Annotated in this window: 23 protein-coding genes, 1 other RNA gene and 3 pseudogenes; 16 read left to right on the forward strand and 11 right to left on the reverse strand. The window is 51.8% G+C overall.

Features of this window, described 5'->3' with window-relative positions; translation table 11 throughout:
* The first annotated feature begins 107 nt into the window (after nt 1-107).
* On the forward strand, nt 108-1,436 hold the full coding sequence (gene srmB, locus PSSD_RS00455; protein ID WP_039329925.1) for an ATP-dependent RNA helicase SrmB: 1,329 nt from the start codon (nt 108-110) through the stop codon (nt 1,434-1,436).
* A gap of 198 nt (nt 1,437-1,634) precedes the next feature.
* On the opposite strand, the gene grcA is transcribed toward srmB, so the two are convergent.
* Nucleotides 1,635-2,018: an autonomous glycyl radical cofactor GrcA gene (gene grcA / locus PSSD_RS00460; RefSeq protein WP_039329927.1), complete on the reverse strand. Its 384-nt coding sequence runs from the start codon at nt 2,016-2,018 to the stop codon at nt 1,635-1,637.
* A gap of 265 nt (nt 2,019-2,283) precedes the next feature.
* Here grcA and ung point away from each other — a divergent pair, with 265 nt between their 5' ends.
* Nucleotides 2,284-2,961 (forward strand): uracil-DNA glycosylase, encoded by a 678-nt coding sequence (gene ung / locus PSSD_RS00465; RefSeq protein ID WP_058968054.1) that lies wholly within the window; start codon nt 2,284-2,286, stop codon nt 2,959-2,961.
* A 50-nt stretch (nt 2,962-3,011) separates the two neighbouring features.
* Here the strand turns inward: ung and grpE are convergent, their stop codons facing one another.
* Nucleotides 3,012-3,590: a nucleotide exchange factor GrpE gene (grpE, locus tag PSSD_RS00470; RefSeq protein ID WP_039329975.1), complete on the reverse strand. Its 579-nt coding sequence runs from the start codon at nt 3,588-3,590 to the stop codon at nt 3,012-3,014.
* A gap of 122 nt (nt 3,591-3,712) precedes the next feature.
* Between grpE and nadK the strand changes: the two genes are divergently transcribed.
* The 3 genes and pseudogenes from nadK to bamE all read left to right on the forward strand — a co-directional run bounded on the left by nadK (nt 3,713) and on the right by bamE (nt 6,965).
* On the forward strand, nt 3,713-4,591 hold the full coding sequence (gene nadK, locus PSSD_RS00475) for an NAD(+) kinase (protein ID WP_039329930.1): 879 nt from the start codon (nt 3,713-3,715) through the stop codon (nt 4,589-4,591).
* 85 nt (nt 4,592-4,676) lie between these two features.
* Nucleotides 4,677-6,338: a DNA repair protein RecN gene (recN, locus tag PSSD_RS00480; RefSeq protein WP_058968055.1), complete on the forward strand. Its 1,662-nt coding sequence runs from the start codon at nt 4,677-4,679 to the stop codon at nt 6,336-6,338.
* A 332-nt stretch (nt 6,339-6,670) separates the two neighbouring features.
* Nucleotides 6,671-6,965 (forward strand): annotated as a pseudogene (gene bamE, locus PSSD_RS00485) (outer membrane protein assembly factor BamE).
* Nucleotides 6,966-7,020: 55 nt separating this feature from the next.
* On the opposite strand, the gene PSSD_RS00490 reads toward bamE, so the two are convergent.
* Together PSSD_RS00490 and PSSD_RS00495 are read right to left on the reverse strand one after the other, a co-directional pair.
* A complete protein-coding gene (locus PSSD_RS00490; protein WP_039329935.1) occupies nt 7,021-7,311 on the reverse strand; it encodes an RnfH family protein in 291 nt (96 codons plus the stop codon).
* Nucleotides 7,304-7,738, reverse strand: coding sequence for a type II toxin-antitoxin system RatA family toxin (locus PSSD_RS00495; protein ID WP_039329937.1), 435 nt, complete (start codon nt 7,736-7,738; stop codon nt 7,304-7,306). The genes PSSD_RS00490 and PSSD_RS00495 overlap by 8 nt, the downstream gene beginning before the upstream one ends.
* A gap of 158 nt (nt 7,739-7,896) precedes the next feature.
* Between PSSD_RS00495 and smpB the strand changes: the two genes are divergently transcribed.
* The 3 genes from smpB (at nt 7,897) to PSSD_RS00505 (ending at nt 10,172) form a co-directional block, all read left to right on the forward strand.
* Nucleotides 7,897-8,379: an SsrA-binding protein SmpB gene (gene smpB, locus PSSD_RS00500; protein ID WP_039329939.1), complete on the forward strand. Its 483-nt coding sequence runs from the start codon at nt 7,897-7,899 to the stop codon at nt 8,377-8,379.
* A 43-nt stretch (nt 8,380-8,422) separates the two neighbouring features.
* Nucleotides 8,423-8,785: a transfer-messenger RNA gene (gene ssrA / locus PSSD_RS26160) on the forward strand.
* A gap of 193 nt (nt 8,786-8,978) precedes the next feature.
* Nucleotides 8,979-10,172 carry an integrase domain-containing protein gene (locus PSSD_RS00505; RefSeq protein ID WP_058968058.1) on the forward strand — a complete coding sequence of 398 codons (1,194 nt, stop codon included), beginning with the start codon at nt 8,979-8,981 and terminating at the stop codon, nt 10,170-10,172.
* Nucleotides 10,173-10,184: 12 nt separating this feature from the next.
* Here PSSD_RS00505 and PSSD_RS00510 read toward each other — a convergent pair whose 3' ends face one another.
* The 5 genes and pseudogenes from PSSD_RS00510 to PSSD_RS00530 form a co-directional block, all read right to left on the reverse strand.
* A complete protein-coding gene (locus tag PSSD_RS00510; protein WP_058968061.1) occupies nt 10,185-10,799 on the reverse strand; it encodes a hypothetical protein in 615 nt (204 codons plus the stop codon).
* A pseudogene (locus PSSD_RS00515) lies at nt 10,799-11,690 on the reverse strand (DUF4747 family protein). The gene PSSD_RS00510 and the pseudogene PSSD_RS00515 overlap by 1 nt, the downstream one beginning before the upstream one ends.
* 434 nt (nt 11,691-12,124) lie before the next feature.
* Complete coding sequence (locus PSSD_RS00520; RefSeq protein ID WP_058968064.1) at nt 12,125-12,403, reverse strand: ogr/Delta-like zinc finger family protein; 279 nt, start codon at nt 12,401-12,403, stop codon at nt 12,125-12,127.
* Complete coding sequence (locus PSSD_RS00525) at nt 12,403-12,954, reverse strand: phage polarity suppression protein (RefSeq protein ID WP_058968067.1); 552 nt, start codon at nt 12,952-12,954, stop codon at nt 12,403-12,405. Before PSSD_RS00525 ends, PSSD_RS00520 begins: the two co-directional genes overlap by 1 nt.
* Nucleotides 12,951-13,673, reverse strand: coding sequence for a phage polarity suppression protein (locus PSSD_RS00530; RefSeq protein WP_058968070.1), 723 nt, complete (start codon nt 13,671-13,673; stop codon nt 12,951-12,953). The genes PSSD_RS00525 and PSSD_RS00530 overlap by 4 nt, the downstream gene beginning before the upstream one ends.
* Before the next feature lie 534 nt (nt 13,674-14,207).
* Between PSSD_RS00530 and PSSD_RS00535 the strand changes: the two genes are divergently transcribed.
* The 7 genes and pseudogenes from PSSD_RS00535 (at nt 14,208) to PSSD_RS00560 (ending at nt 18,116) form a co-directional block, all read left to right on the forward strand.
* Nucleotides 14,208-14,474, forward strand: coding sequence for a helix-turn-helix transcriptional regulator (locus tag PSSD_RS00535; RefSeq protein ID WP_058968073.1), 267 nt, complete (start codon nt 14,208-14,210; stop codon nt 14,472-14,474).
* Nucleotides 14,471-14,683, forward strand: coding sequence for a hypothetical protein (locus PSSD_RS00540; RefSeq protein ID WP_058968076.1), 213 nt, complete (start codon nt 14,471-14,473; stop codon nt 14,681-14,683). The genes PSSD_RS00535 and PSSD_RS00540 overlap by 4 nt, the downstream gene beginning before the upstream one ends.
* Before the next feature lie 7 nt (nt 14,684-14,690).
* Nucleotides 14,691-15,010: pseudogene (locus PSSD_RS28020) on the forward strand (ash family protein); the annotation flags it as partial.
* 24 nt (nt 15,011-15,034) lie between these two features.
* Nucleotides 15,035-15,229, forward strand: coding sequence for a host cell division inhibitor Icd-like protein (locus PSSD_RS28025; protein WP_058968079.1), 195 nt, complete (start codon nt 15,035-15,037; stop codon nt 15,227-15,229).
* Nucleotides 15,226-15,450 carry a hypothetical protein gene (locus tag PSSD_RS00550; protein WP_058968082.1) on the forward strand — a complete coding sequence of 75 codons (225 nt, stop codon included), beginning with the start codon at nt 15,226-15,228 and terminating at the stop codon, nt 15,448-15,450. Before PSSD_RS28025 ends, PSSD_RS00550 begins: the two co-directional genes overlap by 4 nt.
* Nucleotides 15,447-15,770, forward strand: a complete 324-nt coding sequence (locus PSSD_RS00555; protein ID WP_058968085.1) for a DUF5375 domain-containing protein — start codon at nt 15,447-15,449, stop codon at nt 15,768-15,770. Before PSSD_RS00550 ends, PSSD_RS00555 begins: the two co-directional genes overlap by 4 nt.
* Nucleotides 15,771-15,782: 12 nt before the next feature.
* Entirely contained in the window at nt 15,783-18,116 is a 2,334-nt protein-coding gene (locus tag PSSD_RS00560; protein WP_058968088.1) for a phage/plasmid primase, P4 family, read from the forward strand.
* A 37-nt stretch (nt 18,117-18,153) separates the two neighbouring features.
* Here PSSD_RS00560 and PSSD_RS00565 read toward each other — a convergent pair whose 3' ends face one another.
* Nucleotides 18,154-18,360: a hypothetical protein gene (locus tag PSSD_RS00565; RefSeq protein WP_058968091.1), complete on the reverse strand. Its 207-nt coding sequence runs from the start codon at nt 18,358-18,360 to the stop codon at nt 18,154-18,156.
* 663 nt (nt 18,361-19,023) lie between these two features.
* Entirely contained in the window at nt 19,024-19,707 is a 684-nt protein-coding gene (locus PSSD_RS00570; protein ID WP_058968094.1) for an O-methyltransferase, read from the reverse strand.
* A 688-nt stretch (nt 19,708-20,395) separates the two neighbouring features.
* On the opposite strand from PSSD_RS00570, the gene PSSD_RS00575 reads away from it, so the two are divergent.
* Nucleotides 20,396-20,692: a contact-dependent growth inhibition system immunity protein gene (locus PSSD_RS00575; protein WP_039329941.1), complete on the forward strand. Its 297-nt coding sequence runs from the start codon at nt 20,396-20,398 to the stop codon at nt 20,690-20,692.
* Nucleotides 20,693-20,755 lie beyond the last annotated feature (63 nt).

The following is a 20,755-nucleotide window of genomic DNA, read 5'->3' on the forward strand; positions in this document are numbered from 1 at the left end:
GGAGTGTAACGTGGTCACGCGGGGAATTCACCTGCACCTGAAATGCACAAACAGATGAAGATTATGTTTGATCTGTCTATAATCAGCGCCCCAAACTGAGGTAGACCATGACCGTAACCACATTCTCCGAACTCGAACTTGACGAAAGCCTGCTGCAAGCTTTGCAGGAAAAAGGCTACACGCGCCCCACTGTTATTCAGGCTGAGACCATTCCTGCCGCGTTGGAAGGCCGTGACGTTCTGGGTTCGGCTCCAACCGGGACGGGGAAAACGGCAGCCTTTCTGCTGCCTGCATTACAGCACCTGCTCGATTTCCCACGTAAAAAATCGGGCCCACCGCGTATCCTGATTGTTACGCCTACCCGTGAACTGGCGATGCAAGTGGCTGACCAGGCACGTGAGCTGGCAAAACACACCCATCTCGATATCGCCACCATTACCGGCGGCGTGGCGTACATGAACCACGCAGAAGTGTTCAGTGAAAACCAGGACATCGTGGTGGCCACCACTGGCCGTTTGCTGCAGTACATCAAAGAAGAGAACTTTGATTGCCGCGCCGTTGAGACCCTGATCCTCGACGAAGCCGACCGCATGCTCGACATGGGCTTCGCGCAAGATATCGAAACCATCGCGGCCGAAACGCGCTGGCGTAAGCAGACGTTGCTGTTCTCTGCCACGCTGGAAGGCGACAACATCAAAGATTTCGCCGAGCGTCTGCTGAATGATCCGGTGTCGATTGAAGCTGATCCCAGCAAAAGCGAACGTAAAAAGATTCAGCAATGGTATTACCGCGCCGACAATCTTGAGCACAAGACCAAGTTGCTGATCCATCTGCTGAAAATGCCAGAAGCCAAGCGCGTGATCGTCTTTGTACGCAAGCGTGAGCGTCTGCATGAGGTGGTGACCTGGTTGCACGAAGCCGGCATCCGCACCAGTTATCTGGAAGGTGAGATGGTGCAGGTCAACCGCAACGAAGCGATCAAGCGCATCAATGAAAATCGCGTAAACGTAATGATTGCAACTGACGTTGCCGCACGCGGAATCGACATTGATGATGTGACGCATGTGATTAACTTTGACCTGCCGCGCACCGCTGATGTCTATCTGCACCGCATTGGCCGCACCGCACGCGCTGGCCGTAAAGGCACGGCGATTTCGCTGGTTGAAGCGCATGACCATCTGCTGCTGGGCAAAATCACACGTTATATCAATGAGCCCGTTAAGGCTCGCGTGATTGAAGAGTTGCGCCCAGAATCACGCGCACCAAGTGCCAAAGTCACGGGTAAACCGTCGAAAAAGGTGCTGGCGAAGCGAAAAGAACAAAAAGAGAAAGAAGCGGAAAAACCGCGTGTTAAACAGCGTCATCGCGACACTAAAAATGTCGGGAAGCGCCGCAAGCCAAGCGGCAGCAGCACGCCAGAGAGCAGTGCGGAATAAAACAGCACTCGCACAATTAAAGCGCCTCTTTTGAGGCGTTTTTTTATGCCTGAAGATAAGAAATAGCCTTCACGCCACGCTTTTCATCTCAATGACCTTTCTGAGACTCCTGGCGCATATCATTAAATGCAAAAAAGGCCGCACCGACTGACATCGGCACGGCCTGAATGATTGTGTGACTTTTGGTCAGCCGATCAATTACAGACTTTCAGTGAAAGTACGGGTAATCACATCGCGCTGCTGTTCCGGCGTCAGCGCATTAAAGCGCACCGCATAACCTGAAACACGAATGGTCAGCTGCGGATATTTCTCCGGGTGCTTGACGGCGTCTTCAAGCGTTTCACGGCGCAGCACATTCACATTCAGATGCTGGCCCCCTTCAATACGCACTTCTGGCTTCTGCTCCAGTGGGATCTCACGGTAAGCAATCTCGCCCAAATCGCTGATCGCAACGACCTGATCTTCAGTGAAATCGCCTTTAGCACACAGGCAACGCGCTTCGGCTTTCTCGTCATCCAGCAACCAGAATGAGTTCAGAAGTTTTGGGTTGTTGGCCTGAGTAATTTGAATACCAGTAATCATAGTGACCTCCAGGGCTTTGATGCGCTGCTGACAGGCACAGCGCGGTTCATCATGTGATTAGATGCTCTGGTATATCACCCCGATAAACAGGCCGTTTTGACCTGCATCAATTATGCCCAGCCCGAATGTCAGCGAAAAAACTAACAAATTGATTTATAACCATTATGCGCAATAACTTTTTTTGTGTTTTCTCAAATTATTTTTACCCTTCTGCTACCGCTTACGACACGTTAAGCTAGGTGCAAAATTTTGCAGGGAGTTGAAAATGGCTGAAAAGCTAACCTGGCACAGCGTGCTGGCTGAAGAGAAAGAGAAACCTTACTTTATCGACACGTTAAAAGCCGTGGCGAATGAGCGCGCAGCCGGTGTCACCGTTTATCCGCCGCAGAAAGATGTGTTCAATGCCTTCCGTTTGACGGAGCTGGGTGACATCAAAGTGGTGATTCTGGGCCAGGATCCCTATCACGGTCCCAATCAGGCCCACGGTTTGGCCTTCTCGGTATTGCCGGGCGTGAACATCCCGCCTTCTCTATTGAATATGTACAAAGAGCTTGAGAAGGATATTCCCGGTTTTATTCGCCCACAGCATGGCTTTCTGGAAAGCTGGGCCACGCAAGGCGTGATGCTGTTAAACACCGTGCTCACCGTCGAAGCCAGCAAGGCGCATTCCCATGCGCGTTTCGGTTGGGAAACCTTTACCGACAACGTGATCAGCGCCATTAATCAACATCGTGAAGGGGTGATTTTCTTGCTGTGGGGTTCACATGCGCAGAAGAAAGGCAGCATCATTGATACTCAGCGCCATCACGTTTTGAAAGCGCCCCACCCTTCACCGCTCTCGGCCCATCGTGGATTTTTCGGCAGCCAGCACTTCTCGCAGGCCAATGCGCTGCTGCGCCAGTCTGGACAAACACCTATCGACTGGATGCCGGTATTACCCTGACAAATAAAAACGGCCGCATTCAGCGGCCGTTGATCTTTAAAGCGGGCTAATTAACCTTTTGCTTTGGTCACGGCCACCATCGCCGGGCGCAGCAGGCGACCATTGAGGGTATAACCACGCTGCATCACCATCAGCACGTGATTAGGCGCCATATCTTCAGATTCAATCATCGACATCGCCTGATGCACGTCTGGATTGAATGGCACATTGGTTTCACCGACCACTTCCACACCGTACTTACGCACGGCACCCAGCAGGGATTTCAGCGTCAGCTCAATGCCTTCAATCATAGAGGCAAGCTCGGTGTTCTCTTTGTCGGTCACTTCCAGCGCGCGCTCCAGGCTATCGATCACCGGCAGCAGCTCATTGGCAAATTTTTCCAGCGCAAACTTGTGCGCCTTTTCCACGTCCATTTCGGCACGGCGACGGATATTTTCAATCTCCGCCTGAGCACGCAGCTGCGCATCGCGCACGCCGGTCTGCGACTGGGCTAATTCAGCTTCCAGTTGCGCAATACGCTCATCACGCGGATCCACCTCAGTTGCCGTCTCTGCGTCCACGTGCTGTTGGTCCTGTTGAATTTCGTCTGAGACTTGCTCGTTAGGGGTATTCTGTTCTTTACTACTCATGAATTTCTCCGCGTTTTGCACATTCATCTCGCTGGTTGGCTTATTATGGGGATCAGTTTGACGGTTTCAAGTGAACCCATCACATTGCCTGGCCGTTTTGGCTTATGAGGAACACCTGCTAAATGAACAAACACTTTAACTGCATTGGGATTGTGGGTCATCCGCGTCATCCTACTGCGTTAACCACCCATGAAATGCTCTGGCGCTGGCTGACAGCAAAAGGCTATGAGGTGATCGTCGAGCAGCAGATTGCCCGCGAATTGAATTTGAAAGATGTGGAAACCGGCAGCCTGGCGGATATCGGTCAACGCGCCGATTTAGCGGTCGTGGTCGGGGGTGACGGCAACATGCTGGGCGCCGCGCGCGTGCTGGCACGTTATGACATTAAAGTGATTGGGATTAACCGCGGTAATCTCGGTTTTCTCACCGATCTCGATCCCGACAATGCTCAGCAACAGTTAGATGATGTGCTGCAGGGCGAATACTTCGTGGAGAGCCGTTTCCTGCTGGAAGCACAAGTGTGTAAGCAAGATTGCTCACCGCGTATTGGCAGCGCTATCAACGAAGTGGTGCTACATCCGGGCAAAGTGGCGCATATGATTGAATTCGAGGTCTACATCGATGAAGTCTTTGCGTTTTCACAGCGCTCCGATGGATTGATTATTTCCACACCGACGGGCTCAACCGCCTACTCGCTTTCCGCTGGCGGCCCGATCCTGACCCCGTCGCTGGATGCGATTGCGCTGGTGCCGATGTTCCCGCACACGCTCTCCGCTCGCCCGTTGGTGATTAACAGCAGCAGCACCATTCGCCTGCGTTTTTCCTCACTGCGAAGCGACCTGGAGATCAGTTGCGACAGCCAAATCGCGCTGCCAATTCAGGAAGGAGAGGATGTGTTGATCCGTCGCAGCGCCCATCACCTCAATCTTATCCATCCAAAAAATTACAATTATTTTAATACCTTAAGCTCAAAATTAGGCTGGTCTAAAAAATTGTTCTGAAAATCACCGCCAGCTACTTTACTGTATAAAAAACCAGTTTATACTGTATGAAAAACCATATCTGTTTTTACATACAGGTGATTCTATGCTGGCACAACTGACCATCAGTAACTTTGCTATCGTTCGTGAACTGGAGATTGACTTTCATCGTGGTATGACAGCAATCACAGGGGAAACCGGCGCAGGTAAATCCATCGCAATTGATGCGTTGGGCCTGTGCCTGGGCGGCCGTTCTGAAGCAGATATGGTGCGTCAGGGTGCCAGTCGAGCAGATATCTGTGCGCGCTTCCAACTGAAAGCCTCGCCGTCAGCCCAGCGCTGGTTGGTCGAGAATCAACTTGATGAAGGCAACGAGTGCCTGTTGCGCCGCGTGATCAGCGCCGATGGCCGTTCCCGTGGCTTTATTAACGGCACTTCCGTACCGCTCTCACAGTTACGCGAACTGGGCCAGCTGCTGATCCAGATTCACGGTCAGCATGCGCATCAGCTCCTGCTTAAATTCGATCACCAAAAACACCTGCTGGACGCCTATGCCGCCCATGATGGCCTGCTCACCGACATGCGCCAGCACTATCAGCGCTGGCATCAAAGCTGCCGCGCGTTGGCGCAGCATCAGCAACTCTCGCAAGAGCGTGAGGCGCGTCGTGAACTGCTGCAATATCAGCTAAAAGAACTCAATGAATTTGCCCCGCAGCCTGGCGAGTTTGAACAGATTGATGAGGAGTACAAGCGCCTGGCTAACAGCGGTCAGCTGCTCTCAACCAGCCAACAGGCCCTGCAGATTCTCGCCGACAGTGACGATACGAATCTGCAAAGTTTGTTGTATAGCGCCCGTAATATGCTGGGTGAATTAGTGACGCTGGATGACAAAGTGAGTGGCGTGTTCAATCTGCTGGAAGAAGCCGCGATTCAGTTGAGTGAAGCCAGCGATGAGCTACGCCATTACTGCGAGCGACTGGATCTCGACCCTAACCGTTTGCATGAGCTGGAGCAGCGCCTGTCACGCCAGATCGCCTTGTCCCGTAAGCATCACGTTTCCCCGGAAACCTTGCCGGTGCTGTATCAGCAGTTGCTGGATGAAGCCGAACAGCTGTCGCAGCAAGAGAGCGATCAGGAAACGTTGCAAACTGAAGTCGTTGCCCATCATCAGGCGGCACTGGCCTGTGCGGAAAAACTGCATCAGCTGCGTGAACAGTCAGCACAGGAGTTGAGCCAACTGATCACCCAAAGCATGCGCACCCTCTCCATGCCGCACGGTCAGTTTGCCATTGAGCTGGAATTCAATGCCGATCAACTGACGGCGGACGGCGCAACCCGTATTGAATTCCGCGTGACCACCAACCCAGGCCAACCGCTGCAACCACTGGGGAAAGTGGCGTCCGGCGGTGAACTGTCACGTATCGCCTTGGCGATCCAGGTAATCACCGCGCAGAAAATGGAAACCCCGGCGATGATCTTTGATGAAGTCGATGTCGGTATCAGTGGACCAACGGCTGCGGTGGTGGGTCAAATGTTGCGTCAACTGGGTGAGTCAACCCAGGTGATGTGCGTGACGCATTTACCACAGGTAGCCGGTTGCGGACATCAACACTTCTTCGTCAGTAAAGAGACGGATGGCGCGATGACAGAAACCCATATGCAGCCGCTGGATAAACGTTCTCGCCTGCAAGAACTGGCACGTTTGCTGGGCGGCAGCGAAGTCACGCGTAACACCCTGGCCAACGCCAAAGAACTTTTAGCAGCCTGATACCGCACTTTTTTCTGGCCCAATGGTCATATGCTTGCTCTGTAGAGGTTTCCAATAGGACAAAGGTTTATTATCATCGGCATTTATACCCAAAATAATTCGAGTCCCCTCATGGGGCCTACTCTTGGTTCAGGAAGGCGACAAGTGCATGAATCCTCAGGAGCTTACTGAAGTAAGTGACTGAGGTGAATGCACTTAGTCAACGCACCTGCAACTTGAAGTATGAAGGGTATATATCGCCATAATAAAGCCTGCCGTATGCAGAGTTCAGATTTCGATGGCAACAAAACTGCCTGATGAAAGGCGTTTGGCCCCAGAAAAGGAATGTATAGATGCGCTGTAAAACGCTGACTGCCGCGGCAGTGGTAATGTTGATGATGACCGCCGGATGTTCCACCCTTGAGCGCGTAGTGTATCGCCCGGACATCAACCAAGGTAACTACCTGGTCGCCAACGATGTTTCGAAAATTCACACCGGCATGACGCAGCAACGTTTGGTATTACGTATTCCGCCAGGAACCAGGTCATGAAGGTGTAAAACAGCAAACGCTGACGCTGACCTTCGACAGCAACGGTACGTTGACCAATATCGACAACAAACCGAAGCTCACTGGGTCGGAAGGCTAAGTGAATCACAACAAAAAAAGGCGCCTGAGCGCCTTTTTTTGTGCCTGAGATTGGGTTACTTGTTGGTAGCCGAACGTTCAGCGCGTTGACGTCGCATCTCTTTCGGATCGGCAATCAGCGGGCGATAAATCTCTACACGATCGCCATCCTGAACGGCATCACCCAATTTGACCGGGCGACTGAAGATGCCGACTTTGTTACTTTTCAGGTCAATGTCTTTGCGCAGCGTTAAGAGTCCCGATGCTTTAATCGCCTGCTCTACCGTCGCGCCTTCATCGAGCGTGACAGTGCGCGAGTACTGCTTTTCGGGCAGCGCATACACCACTTCAACGCTGATATCAGCCACGGTAAACCTCTTTGGCGCGCTGTGAGAACGCCTGCACCATACTGTTGGCCAACTCTTTAAAGATGCGACCAAACGCCATTTCTACCAGCATGTTGGTGAATTCGAAGTCGAGGCTTAGCTCGACTTTACAGGCATCATCTCCTAAAGAGGTGAAGTGCCACCCACCGGTCAGCTTACGAAAAGGACCGTCAACCAGTTGCATCAAAATGCTTTGATTACTGATCAATGTATTGCGCGTGGTAAAGGTTTTACTGATGCCTGCTTTCGAGACATCCACCGCCGCCGTCATCTGATTTCCGCTGTTATCTAACACTCGGCTACCCGTGCAGCCTGGCAGAAATTCGGGATAAGCATCCACGTCATTAACAAGACGGTACATCTGCTCAGCGCTATAGGGGACCAACGCCGAACGGCTAATCTGGGCCATAATGGTTCCTGTTCATCACAAAACCGTTGAATAATACCATTTTCGGTTACCAAACAAAATTCACGGGTTTGTTAGCTGTGCTAAAATGAACTGTTTTTTACCGCCCCCAGGACAGGGGGATGCGCCCACAGACTGAGTGATGTAGACTACGCCGCACTATGACAAAGAAAAAAGCTCACAAACCCGGTTCAGCCACTATTGCCCTCAACAAACGCGCTCGCCACGAATACTTCATTGAAGAAGAGTTCGAAGCAGGTCTGTCGTTGCAAGGATGGGAAGTCAAATCACTCCGCGCCGGTAAAGCCAACATCAGTGACAGCTATATTTTGCTGCGCGATGGCGAAGCCTATCTGTTTGGTTCCACTTTCCAACCGCTGGCCGTAGCCTCCACACACGTGGTGTGCGACCCGACCCGTAACCGTAAACTGCTGTTAAAACAGCGCGAACTAGACTCGCTCTATGGCCGAGTGAATCGCGAAGGTTTTACCGTGGTTGCGTTGTCGATGTACTGGAAAAACGCCTGGGCCAAACTGAAAATTGGTGTGGCACGCGGTAAGAAAGAACACGACAAGCGTGACGACGTGAAAGAACGTGAATGGAAGATGGATAAAGCACGTATTATGAAGAATTCAAAGCGTTAAGCACTGGATTCAGACGTCATCTTTCTGTAGTATGAGAAGTTCTGGGGCTGATTCTGGACTCGACGGGATTGTGAAGCCTTAGGAGCATGCCGAGGGGCGGTTTGCCTCGTAAAAAGCCGCAAAAAAATAGTCGCAAACGACGAAAACTACGCTTTAGCAGCTTAATACCCTGCTTTGAAGCCCTCTCTCCCTAGCTTCCGCTCTTAAGACGGGGATCAAGAGAGGTCAAACCCAAAAGAGATCGTGTGGATGCCCTGCCTGGGGTTGAAGCATTAAATCTAATCAGGCTAGTTTGTCAGTGGCGTGTCTGTCCGCAGCTGGCCGGCGAATGTAAAGATTGACTAAGCATGTAGTGCCGACGGTGTAGTAATTTCGGACGCGGGTTCAACTCCCGCCAGCTCCACCAAAATTCTTCAAAGATGGTTCCAGAGCCATCCGCAGAAGTCCTGAAAGCCCGCACGGCACAAGCCCTGCGGGCTTTTTTGTGTCTGTAATATTCCGAGACGATCCGCCTGAATCCAGTGATTATTGGTATACGGATTGGTATACGCTAGAATGTATGCCAATTCCGTATACCAATTTATAAAGGAACGTCTATAGTGGCACGGACAACTCGCCCCCTTACCAACACAGAAGTTCTGCGCGCTAAAGCGCTGGAGAAGGATCTAACGCTGCATGATGGCGATGGGCTGTTCCTGATAGTGAAAACTAGCGGTAAAAAGCTTTGGCGTTTCCGTTATCAACGTCCGAGAACAAAGCAGCGAACAATGATGGGACTCGGTGCCTTCCCTGCCCTTTCACTCGCTGATGCCCGAGGGCTAAGAGCGGATTACCTTGCCTTATTGGCAAATGGTATTGACCCTCAAGTTCAGGCGGAGGTTATCGAAGAACAACAACAGATAGCTTTGGACAGTATTTTTTCGACTGTTGCGGCCAATTGGTTCCAGCTCAAAAGTAAAAGCGTTACTTCTGATTACGCTAAAGACATTTGGCGCTCATTAGAAAAAGATGTTTTCCCTTCGATTGGTGAGATTCCCGTTCAGCAAATCAAAGCCCGAACATTTGTTGAAGCGCTTGAACCTATCAAAGCTCGTGGGGCACTGGAAACAGTTCGTCGCTTGGTACAGCGTATCAACGAAATAATGATATATGCTGTTAACACTGGTTTGATTGATGCCAATCCAGCATCAGGGATTGGTATGGCTTTTGAAAAACCTAGAAAGAAAAATATGCCGACATTAAGACCAGAAGAGTTGCCGAATCTTATGCGCTCTTTGGTTATATCAAATCTGTCTGTAACTACTCGCTGCCTAATTGAGTGGCAACTCCTAACACTTGTGCGCCCTTCAGAGGCCTCTGGTGCACGCTGGGCAGAGATCGATCTAAATGCAAAACTTTGGACAATTCCGGCAGAACGAATGAAGGCTAAAAGAGAACATATTATTCCTTTATCGCATCAGGCTTTGGAGATTCTTAAAGTAATGAGTCCTATAAGTGCACATCGCGAACACGTCTTCCCCAGCAGGAATGATCCAAAACAATCCATGAATGGTCAGACCGCTAATGCCGCTTTGAAACGAATGGGGTATGGTGGAAAACTTGTTGCACATGGATTGCGCTCAATTGCCAGCACCGCTTTGAATGAAGCTAACTTCAACTCAGATGTAATCGAGTCGGCACTAGCTCACTCAGACAAAAATGAAGTTAGGAGAGCCTATAACCGTTCTATTTATTTAGAAAAAAGAATAGAAATGATGAATTGGTGGGGAGATAAGGTATACGATAAAAAATAAAAAAGCTCAAAACTATGAGCTTTTGTTTTTATTATTACCTTTATTTTCATTATCATTTTCTTTATTGTGTAATGTCATAAAGGTATTGTACCAGCTTGAAACGCGAAATATGGCGAGAACAGCGGCTAGCGCTGAAAATACTGAGTAAACAAATAAAAAATAAGCGATAAAGCTAAAACCCAACAAAATATATTTGTAAGAAATACCTAAATAGTAATACATAAAGGCATTCTTAACAAGAATGCCGCTATATGCCTTTGTGACCAAAGCTGTGATAATAGTCATTAACTGCAAAAGAATAAAATGCACAAAAGTTGCGTTCACTGACATGTATGGAGAATACTCTACAACTCCATTCTCAGTTTCTTCATCTCCCGTTATTACTTTTTTGAAGCCCTCATCACCAATAGCGATCCACATAGCAAAGCCGCCCAATGAAAATCCCAGAAGGTTAGGCATTAATGATAGAATATCATTCCACCAACCTTGATGAGCCCATGATGGATAAAGAACCACAGTCATAAAAATAGCACACCAGAAATAGCGACTTCTAATCACAGCATAGGTGCCGCCATAGATTTTCCAGTATCTGGCTAATGCACTATTTGATTCTTTCTTTTGAGTCATTACTTTTTCAGTAGCCTCTTAAATTCGCTTGCTAATGACCTTGCTTTTAATAACAACAGTTCAGCTACTGATGTTACATCCGAATCGTATGGCTCAACCCTTTGCAGTGGTACGCGGCTAGACGCATGTACTTCAACCAATCCCGCTTCGTTGATTCTGCGCACACTAACTTCACCATTTCTAGAAGCGATTAAAGCATCCTGTTTTAGCTCTTCATCAGGCTTTATTTCATTGCCTCGCTCTGACTTATATGTTTTATCTTCTTCAATTACTCCAATCCGTTTAAAGCGCCTTTGCATAACATTCTCGGCAGAAGCAAGATCATCAGGATTCGGGCGTCGAGTCACCATATTTATAGATGTAATACCTTTTAATGCAAGCATTTTCTCAACGCTTTCAGGCTCAGTAAGTATAGTAACATTAACCTTACCAAACTTCTTTATGATTCTTTCGTCGGAAAATATTCCATTCAAAAACAACTCAACTTGCCTTGATGAAAGATTTCTACTTTTATCCTGCATTTCATAAACTAAAAGATGACTAACTGGTAGAAAGACAAAAGAAAACCGAGCTACATTCGGCTTCAAGTTTTCAGGAATATTTATCCTTCCTTTTTCTTCATCAGAGGCTATATCTTTTTTTACAATATCAAACCAGTCACCATTGATATCAATATCTGTATACTTTAGTATTTCCCCCTCGTAAGGTTCTGTATAAACCTGTCCTTTCTTATATGCATAAAAAAGAAAGAGTTGCAAATGAGTCCCCCCTTAAATTCACATCAATAGCGTTTTTCTTTGCCGCCCTAAATAACTCGACGTATTTTTTTGGTGAGTGAGGATGTATTGTTATATTCACTGCTCCATAAGTTAATTTTTTTGCTCTCGCCATTTTTATTTTTTCATTCCTTATCAATTAGAAAAATTATATATACACTGAAGATTTAATAAAAACCACGTATTAACGTGCATAAGCAAATAATTAAATGACATAAAAAGTTACATTCATATTCATTCTGAAGCTAAGCTCATTTGATAACCGCTGCTAACTAGTCCTTTCAACAATCGAAGGCTTAATCTCTCAAATCATTGCCAGCGCGCACTCGTACCCCCGCCACGCCTGCCCGCTTCATTGAGTGGTTTTCATGCACATGCATGAATGGCCATATGCCGCGCCGCTACTGGGCTGATGTGCCGGTCATGAGTGCCTGAGACTCATGCGTTTTCATGCAGCATAGACATGCAGTCGTGAGCAGAGAGGCCAGCCAGGAAAAAGAGGCGTAAAAAAACCGGCGCAGTGGCCGGTTCAGACTTAGCAGACAAGTTTCAGGCGGGTGACTGTTGCCGGGTAGACAGTTTACTGGCAGAACCATATCGCCCCAGCGTCTGCGGCTGTCGCGCAGCGCTCAGCGTTTCCGTTTTGGGTTCAGATTCCGCTGGCTTCTGCGGCTTCATGATGATTTTCTCGACGCTCTCCAGCGCGGTAAACGTGCAGGAGCAGTCAAGGTTGGTGCACTGATACCAGGTGCGCTTGACGGTCGCTGACTCGTAGGCGCTTGTGCGGGTGTGTGCGGTGGTGCCGCACTCCGGGCATTTGAGAGCCATTACGCGCCCTCCTGTGGTAGCTGGTTCAGACGCTGCGTAAAGCGCAGGTGCTGTGCGGGTGTGTAGCTGCCCTGGCAGTCGCCCAGCATACCAGCCTCCGGGGCAAGGCCCGTTTCGGCCAGCGTGCCCTGGTAGGCTGCTGCCACCGCCGGTCGCGCCCTTTGCACCTCGCGGGCCACAGCGCTGCGCAGCAGCCGGGCGGCTACTTCCAGCCCTCCGGGGCCATTCAGGAAGGGGGCCAGCGCGGAGGTAAGCGCCGGGCCGTGTTCGCTCATAAAGCCGCTGAGCGCGTCTTCCGTGCAGGCTTCCAGCACAATCCGCTGTGCATAGACACCCTCACGGGCAGCGCAGTTAATCTGCCAGTCCAGCACCGCGATGCGCTCGCGCAGCTCTGGCACGCGCTCACTGTAATCAGTCGTTTTTTCGCCAGCCGTGAGCAGGTTATCCAGCGCCGTTACGGCCTCCTGACGCTTACTGAGGTGCGCCTGCCACTGGCTGCGGGCGGCGCGGAACTGCTCCAGCGCCTGCGCGGGTGTGGTCGCAACGGTCATTGTGCCTGCTCCTTCTGTGCCATTTCGCGACGGGCAAGAATTTTATGACGTGCTGCGGGAGAGGGGCTGTTTCTGTAGTCAGAATGTGCGCCGCGCGCAGGGAACGTCCCCGCGAGCTTAAACACGTCGTCTTCCGGGAGGGCATCACGCACCAGCGCAGGGTCAGTGATGTTCCGGGCGACAAAAGTCTTCAGCACCGTATCCGGGTCGTTCACGCTGTCCACTTCGCCAATACCGGCGCTGGCCTGACGCCCCAGCGTTATTTTCAGCAGGCTCAGCGTCTGAATAAGCTGCTGGCCGTGCGCGTCCATAAACATCTGCCAGAGCTGCATGGCGCGAAGATTCACAAGGTCGCTGTGCGCGCTGATGTAGGCGAGTGCGCGCTCGCTGGTTTCCCACGGCAGTAACTCATTCTCCTGTGCGTGCAGGGCCAGCAGGGCATCAAACTCCTCGAGCGACTCGCGGTCGAGCGCAACCTCAGCGCGCAGCTTCTTCATCTCCGGCGTCATCACGCCGCCGTTCTCACGGAACAGCCTGCGCCATTCGTCATTCTGGGCGGTCGCATTTGCTTCGGTCTCAGCGCGGCGCTGGCGGATGATGTCGCGCTGAGTGGCGGCGGCCTCCTGCTTAGTGCGTGCATCAAGCCATGCGGCTTTGGCGGTGCTGACTTTTTCCAGGGCGGTCTGGGTGCTGGCGGGTAAGTCGGTTGTGTGGGACATATATGCTCCTGTCGGGTCGGTTGGGATAAGTCAATTGTGCCGGGGCTGGCACAGGCGCTGCCACCGGGCGGCGTTGTATGACGGACCAGACAAAAGCTTTCTTTCTGGCGAGCCAGGAAAAGGTCTCACGAGAGCCGTTCATCAGCTTTCAGTTTTATATAAATCCTTCACTATTATTCACCTTAGTAAAAAAATAGTAAATACAGTTAATTAAAGGGTGAAGAATCGAGAAATGATTGTTCACCCACTGTTCACCATTCTTCACCAGTGAATTTCAGAGAAATGTAAATTTTAACCATCCATGCCTTTTAATTATTAATTTTCGATAGTTTTATCCTATGTAAATTTTTGGACCAGGGGTAAATAAAGACTAATAAGCACTAATAAGACTGAGAGGTCAGAAATCAAGCGAAAAGTGCCATCATCTGCACAATTTCACCTTGTTGCTTTGGCAGTAAATATGCTGAAAATAAAGAGCTACCCGACGCCGTTCGTATCCGTGCGGCGCTTAATGGACTCAGAAAGAGGTAGCTTATGCACACTGCTTTATCCGCTCATTCTTCCGCCCCGGCGGTCCCGGCTATGCCATTATCTCACCCGGTTCAGGAGCGTTTTATGCGCCTGCCGGAAGTGATCCACGTCTGCGGCCTGTCCCGCTCAACCATCTACGACCTTATCAGCCGCAGCGCCTTCCCCGCGCAGGTGTCGCTGGGAGGGAATAACGTGGCGTGGCTGGCAAGTGAGGTCAGCGCCTGGATGAACGAACGTATCGCCGCGCGCGGTCAGGAGCGTACAGTATGATCCGGCTGAACATTGAAGGCACCACTCATCACCTGTCCGTGGAGGACGCGAAGCAGCTGGCGCTGGCCATTGCCGCTGAGGTGGACATGCCCGGTCAGCCGCAGCGCTTTCGCGGCACAGGCCTCAGTTTCCGCATTTCGCGCAGCGAAGCGGCACACTCAGATACGCAGGTATTTTCCCGCGACGGCATCACCCTCACCGACTGCTGAGGTGTCTATGCCGCTTTCTTCTTTCACTCCCGGCTTGCGCGCCGGGGGCTTTCCCTGGTACAGTATTTTCGCTGTCGCAAAATCGGCAGCCGGGATTGGCGTCCTGAATATAACGTTGGCGACACCAGACGCGCCTTGCGTCTTTTTTGTGTCTGTGCCTTGATGCACCCATTTATCGGGCGACGGTTCTGTATCCGTCGCGCCGTCTGCGTAATGGTGGCTCAGGCGGGGGCTTCTCACGAAGCGCCGGTTTCCAATGTTGCCGGTTACGCCAACCCCGTCTGGGCTACCACCAGTGAAATTGGCGTTTCCGGTGGTAGCTGTTCGCTACTAACATTGGAGACTGCCCTTATGGCTACGGTCCTTATTTCCCCATACCCTCAGTTTGTCTTTGTTTTTGCTGCCGTGCGCCGCTGTCAGCGCAATTCCCGTGTTCAGATGCTGCGCGCTACCGCTACCAACGAGCGCGCCGCCCGCCAGCTGCTTGCCCGCGACTACGTGCTGTCCCTCGCCTGCCGTCTGCCGACTGCGGAGGTGCGCGCATGAGCCAGATTACGATTTCCACCGACGACCTGACGCGCCTTGAGCACCTGCGCAACGCCGGGCGCTTCGTCAGCGACATGACCGCTTTTCAGGAATGCCACGAACTACCGCTGCCTGCACAGCGCGCGCAGCTGGCCTCACTTGTGTTTCTTATCACCGAGCAGCTCGACGGCGTAGTGACCCGCTGCCACGACAGCTGGATGAATGATGAGGTGACGCCATGAAAATCCGCACCCTTTCCTCTGACCTGCACGCCGCGCTGGCCCGTCGCGCGGTGGCCTGCGCCTGGCTCACCCTGTGCGGCGAGCAGCAGCGCTACCCCGGCCTGACGCTGGCGCGACTTGAGCGCGCCATTGAGACCGAGCTGGAAGGATTCTACCTGCGGCAGCACGGGCGCCTGCACGGTCAGGAAATTGCCTGTGCCCTGCTGGACGACATGCTGGCAGCCGGACCGCTGAAAAGCGCGCCGGGGCTGAGCTTCTTGGGTCAGGTGGTGATGGATGAGCTGAGCGGGCGTATTCACGACGCGCCGACGCTGCACTGAGAGGAACGAATAATGAAGAAAAAGGTTTCAGAAGCGGCCGCCGCCGCACAAGGCCACTGGCCCCGCATCCTGCCCGCGCTGGGTCTGAAGGTGGTGAAAAACCGCCATATACCCTGCCCGGTGTGCGGGGGGAAAGACCGTTTCCGCTTTGACGACCAGGAGGGGCGCGGCACCTGGCACTGTAACCAGTGCAGGGCCGGTGATGGTCTGGACTTGGTGAAAAAGGCGCTCGGCATCAGCCTGGCCGAGGCCGCCGAACGCGTCAACGCCCTGACCGGCAACCTGCCGCCCGTGACCGGGGCCGCTGGCGCTCCCGCAGAAGCTGAAGACAGCGGGGCCGCCCGCGCTGCCGCTGCCACGCTCGCACAGCAGCTGTTCAGCTCAGCGCGTGAAACCAGCGGTAACGCCTACCTGTCCCGCAAGGGCTGGCCGGAGCATTCCTGTCTGACGCTTGCTAAGCCTCACAAAGTCGCCCTGACGACCTACAGTCCCGGCGATGTTGTCGTGCCCCTGCACGACATGACCGGCGCGCTCGTTAACGTGCAGCTGATTAACGCGGAAGGTATCAAGCGCACGCTGAAGGGCGGACAGGTGAAAGGAGCCTGCCACGTTCTCAGCAGCGATAAGCCCGCCAGGCGCATCTGGCTCGCGGAGGGCTACGCTACCGGCCTGACGGTGCACAACCTTACCGGCGATGAGGTATGGATTGCGCTGTCGTCCGTTAACCTTCTTTCTCTGGCTGGCCTCGCCCGTGAAAAACACCCGTCGCTGCCGCTGGTCATTGCCGCCGACCGCGACCTGAACGGCGACGGCCAGCGTAAGGCAGCGCAGGCCGCCGCAGCCTGTAACGGAGTCGTGGCCCTGCCGCCGGTGTTTGGCGACTGGAACGACGCTTATACGCAGCACGGTGAGGCCGCGACCCGGCAGGCGCTGACGGAGGCCGCTGCGCCTCCCGCTGCCAGCCCGTTTGACGTGATGAGCGAGGCGGAGTTTTCGGCCATGAGCGCCAGCGAAAAGGCGGAGCGCGTGGCGGAGCACTACCTCAGCAATCTGGCCGTGGACGCCAGCGGGGAAATTCTCTGCCGCTACGAGGCCGGGGCGTGGAAGGTGATTTCCGGCAACCAGTTCGGGCGCGACGTGGCGAAGCTGTTCCAGCGCCTGCGCGCACCGTTCTCGGCGGGCAAGGTAGCGGGGGTGGTGGATACGCTGAAACTGATGCTACCGCAGCAGGACGCGCCGCAGCGCCAGCTGATTGGCTTTCGCAACGGCGTGCTTGATACGCGCAGCGGCACGTTCAGCCCGCACCGCCGGGAAAACTGGCTGCGTACCGTCAGCGACGTGGACTATACCCGTCCGGTAGAGGGCGAAACGCTGGAGAGCCACGCGCCCCAATTCTGGCAGTGGCTGGACCGCGCCGCCGGGCGAAGCGCGGAAAAGCGCGACATTATTCTGGCCGCGCTCTTTATGGTGCTGGCGAACCGCTACGACTGGCAGCTGTTTCTCGAGGTCACCGGCCCCGGCGGCAGCGGCAAGAGCATTATGGCGGAAATCGCCACCATGCTGGCCGGGCCGGATAATGCCGTGTCGGCCACCATCGAGACGCTGGAATCCTCGCGCGAGCGCGCGTCCGTCATCGGTTATTCGCTAATCCGCCTGCCCGACCAGGAGAAATGGAGCGGCGACGGCGCGGGCATCAAGGCGATTACCGGCGGCGATGCGGTGTCGGTGGACCCGAAGTACAAGGACGCCTATTCGACCCACATTCCGGCGGTGATTCTGGCGGTGAACAACAACCCAATGCGCTTCACCGACCGCAGCGGTGGCGTATCGCGCCGAAGGGTAATCCTGCACTTCCCGGAAATCATCCCGGCGAACGAGCGTGACCCGCAGCTGAAGGAGAAGATACAGAACGAGCTGCCCGTTATCGTACGCCAGCTGATGCAGCGGTTCAGCCAGCCGCAGGACGCCCGCGCGCTGCTCCAGTCACAGCAGAACTCCGGGGAAGCCATGCGCATCAAGCGCGACGCCGACCCGATGGTAGACTTTTGCGGCTATCTGTTTGCGACCGCCGAGCCGAATGGCCTGCACATGGGTAACGCCAGCATCCGGCCCCTGCAACCCCGTCGCTACCTGTATCACGCCTATCTGGCGTATATGGAAGCGAACGGTTACCGCAACCCGCTCAGCATGAAGTCGTTCAGCCAGGCGCTGGAAAGCATTTTGCGCGAGTACGGGCTGAACTACCTGAAGCGCCGCACGAAGTCAGGCATACAGACCAACCTTGACCTGACGGACGACAGCAACGCCGACTGGCTGCCGAAGTGCGACGAAGCAACAGCAGCATGACTAACATAACCGGCGCAAGCCGGTTTCTTTTTGCTGGTCAGTCGCGCAGTTTAGACAGCTTATGAAGGTGCAGCGCTACCGGGATAAGTAATCCAAAGAAGACCAGTACTCCCAGACTCATCATCGGTTCAGCAGGCAACCGGAAAACGAGCGCGATAATTTCACCGCCCCCAACGCACACAAAAAGCAGAATGAAAACGATGAGCAGCGAATTCAGTTCGAAGAGCCTGTCCGTCAGCTTCATGCCAGTACCACCTTAATTGCAGGATTTCTTATGTTTTAAAAGAATATGTTTATTTTTTTAGCTTACTATCAGCGGGATGGCAATAATAAAACTTAACGCTGGCTAACATATGAAAGTTTAGTCTGGACTGCCATAACGCCTGTCAGATACCACGGTTTCATGCATTCACAGGCATCAGGAACGTACCAGACGAGGCTTTTTGAGGTGCATTATCAGGAATAAGGCTGTGCATAAAACCATCATAAAGAAGGGGTTGAAACATCAAAATCATCATCTTATATTTGCTAAATCCAATACCTGAGTGAAATGCTCAGGTATTGGATAACGACATACTCACATTGCTCTTATAGGTTCGCCCGCAGCATTCCTCCTGCGGGCATTTTTTATGCGCCGTTCAGCAAAATCCGCCAGCAAATGAGAGTTGGCTTAACCCAGCAACATCTGGCGTCACACAATGCTTAATTGCATGTGACTTGACTACCCGTTTGCATTTTACTTGACCTTCGCCAACAAAATGCAACCAAGTTGACAGGCAGCTAAGAGCGAAAAGCGGACATTTTGGATATAACTCATAGAAATTATGAGCAGCACAGCTTTGATAATCATTTAGAAATTGTGACTAAAAGCTGGCGGTTAGTGAGTTTTTCCTAATGATAAATATCATCATCGGGCTTTAACGATAGCCATGACGAAACCATCCCATCCTTTTTCACCAACAGTCTGTACTGCTGTCGCTTCAAGGCGCTCATCCTCAGAAATCATTTCGACAAATTCTCGCAGACCTTTAACGTTCGGATCTTCACTACTGGAGTCGATAACACTGCCACCGCGCACAGTGTTATCTCCTACGATAACAGTGCCTTGTTTCGACAGTTTGATAGCCCATTCAAGATAGTGGGGGTTATTCACTTTATCGGCATCGATAAAAATCAGGTCAAAGGGAGCATTAAGTGTGGGTAAGACATCAAGTGCCGCTCCTCTATGCAATGTGACACACTCAGCCAGCCCCGCTTTGTTTATATTCTGGCGAGCAACCTCTGCATGGTGCTCGTTGAATTCAATTGTCGTTACGCTTCCATGTGGTGGGAGAGCCCTGGCCATCCATAAGGTGCTATACCCCCCAAGCGTGCCTATTTCAAGAACACGGACGGCACGCGACATTTGAATGAAAATCGCCAGCATTTTTCCCTGTAAAGCAGAGACATCATGTGTGGGCAATCCCTGTTCTGTGTTATTGGCGAGAGCGTATTTTAAATCTGCATCTTCAGGAGCGAGCTTTTCAGAAAACCAGGCATCTACCTGGGCCCACTTATCAGAATCTTGTGAAGGATAATCTGGAATTCGCATATGAAATTTATTCTCCTTAAAAACTCTATGGAAGTTTAATCGTCATTTGTTACATCTGTCGCCTATACCGATCCTGTTTGAAGATTAAAATCAGCAACGGCCGCTCCTGGCACACAGCTGCCGGTCACGCAATGCCATGACTCCCCCCTCAGCATCAGTGGCGATTTTTTGTTGGCGATGGTCAAGTAAAATGCAAACGGGTAGTAAAGTAATTGCAAATACCCAACACAGTCGCGGTGATCTGCCCGGGATGGAATTTGGCATAAGGGGCCATCCTTCACCACTGGTGCATGATTAATGGGATACTTCATCCAATGATCACCAATTATCGTCATGATTTTAAAGGACAATATTCAAAGGTGTAGAGTGTGAAGGATTTTTCATAAAATCATTTTTTATTGTCACGCTTATGGAGCTGGAAGTGGCTCGTTTTACATGGGAAAAAGCCATTGGTATACGTATTGGTATATTTTGAAAGTTGAATTGACAAACAACCTATAATTTTCAATAATTTATAAATCAAAATCAAACTCCGCCAGCCCACCAAAATTCTCCATCGGTGACACCAGAGTCATCCGATGAAGTCCTAAGAGCCCGCACGGTGAAAGCCCTGCGGGCTTTTTTGTGCCTGTAATCTTCCGGGATGCTAAGCTCGAATCTAATGAGATTTGGCAGGCTTAAGGTACAAATGCAAAACTTCCACTTTCTAGACCAACTGATTTTCGGTTATTTCAACCAGGACGCCGACATCATCAATGATGGAGAAGACACAATCGAAGGGACCGTTCAAATATTCAAAAAATCAGCGCCAGATTGGATGCTGAAAGATCTGGTTGAAGAAGTTGATGATTTCATCTCCACCTATGCTGATGGTGTAGAGGAAGAGTTCAAGAAACGATACGAGTTTGATTTTGCACCTGAACTATGGGAAACCACTGTTCATGAATTCCTGATGACTGTACGTCAGATTTGCTCACAGAAGTGACGCTTTCAGGAGTACATTTCCTAATGAGAAAAAATAATAGGTACACGATAGACACACGGAAGA

This window comes from Type-D symbiont of Plautia stali (assembly GCF_001485335.1).
Classification (GTDB): domain Bacteria; phylum Pseudomonadota; class Gammaproteobacteria; order Enterobacterales; family Enterobacteriaceae; genus Pantoea; species Pantoea vagans_C.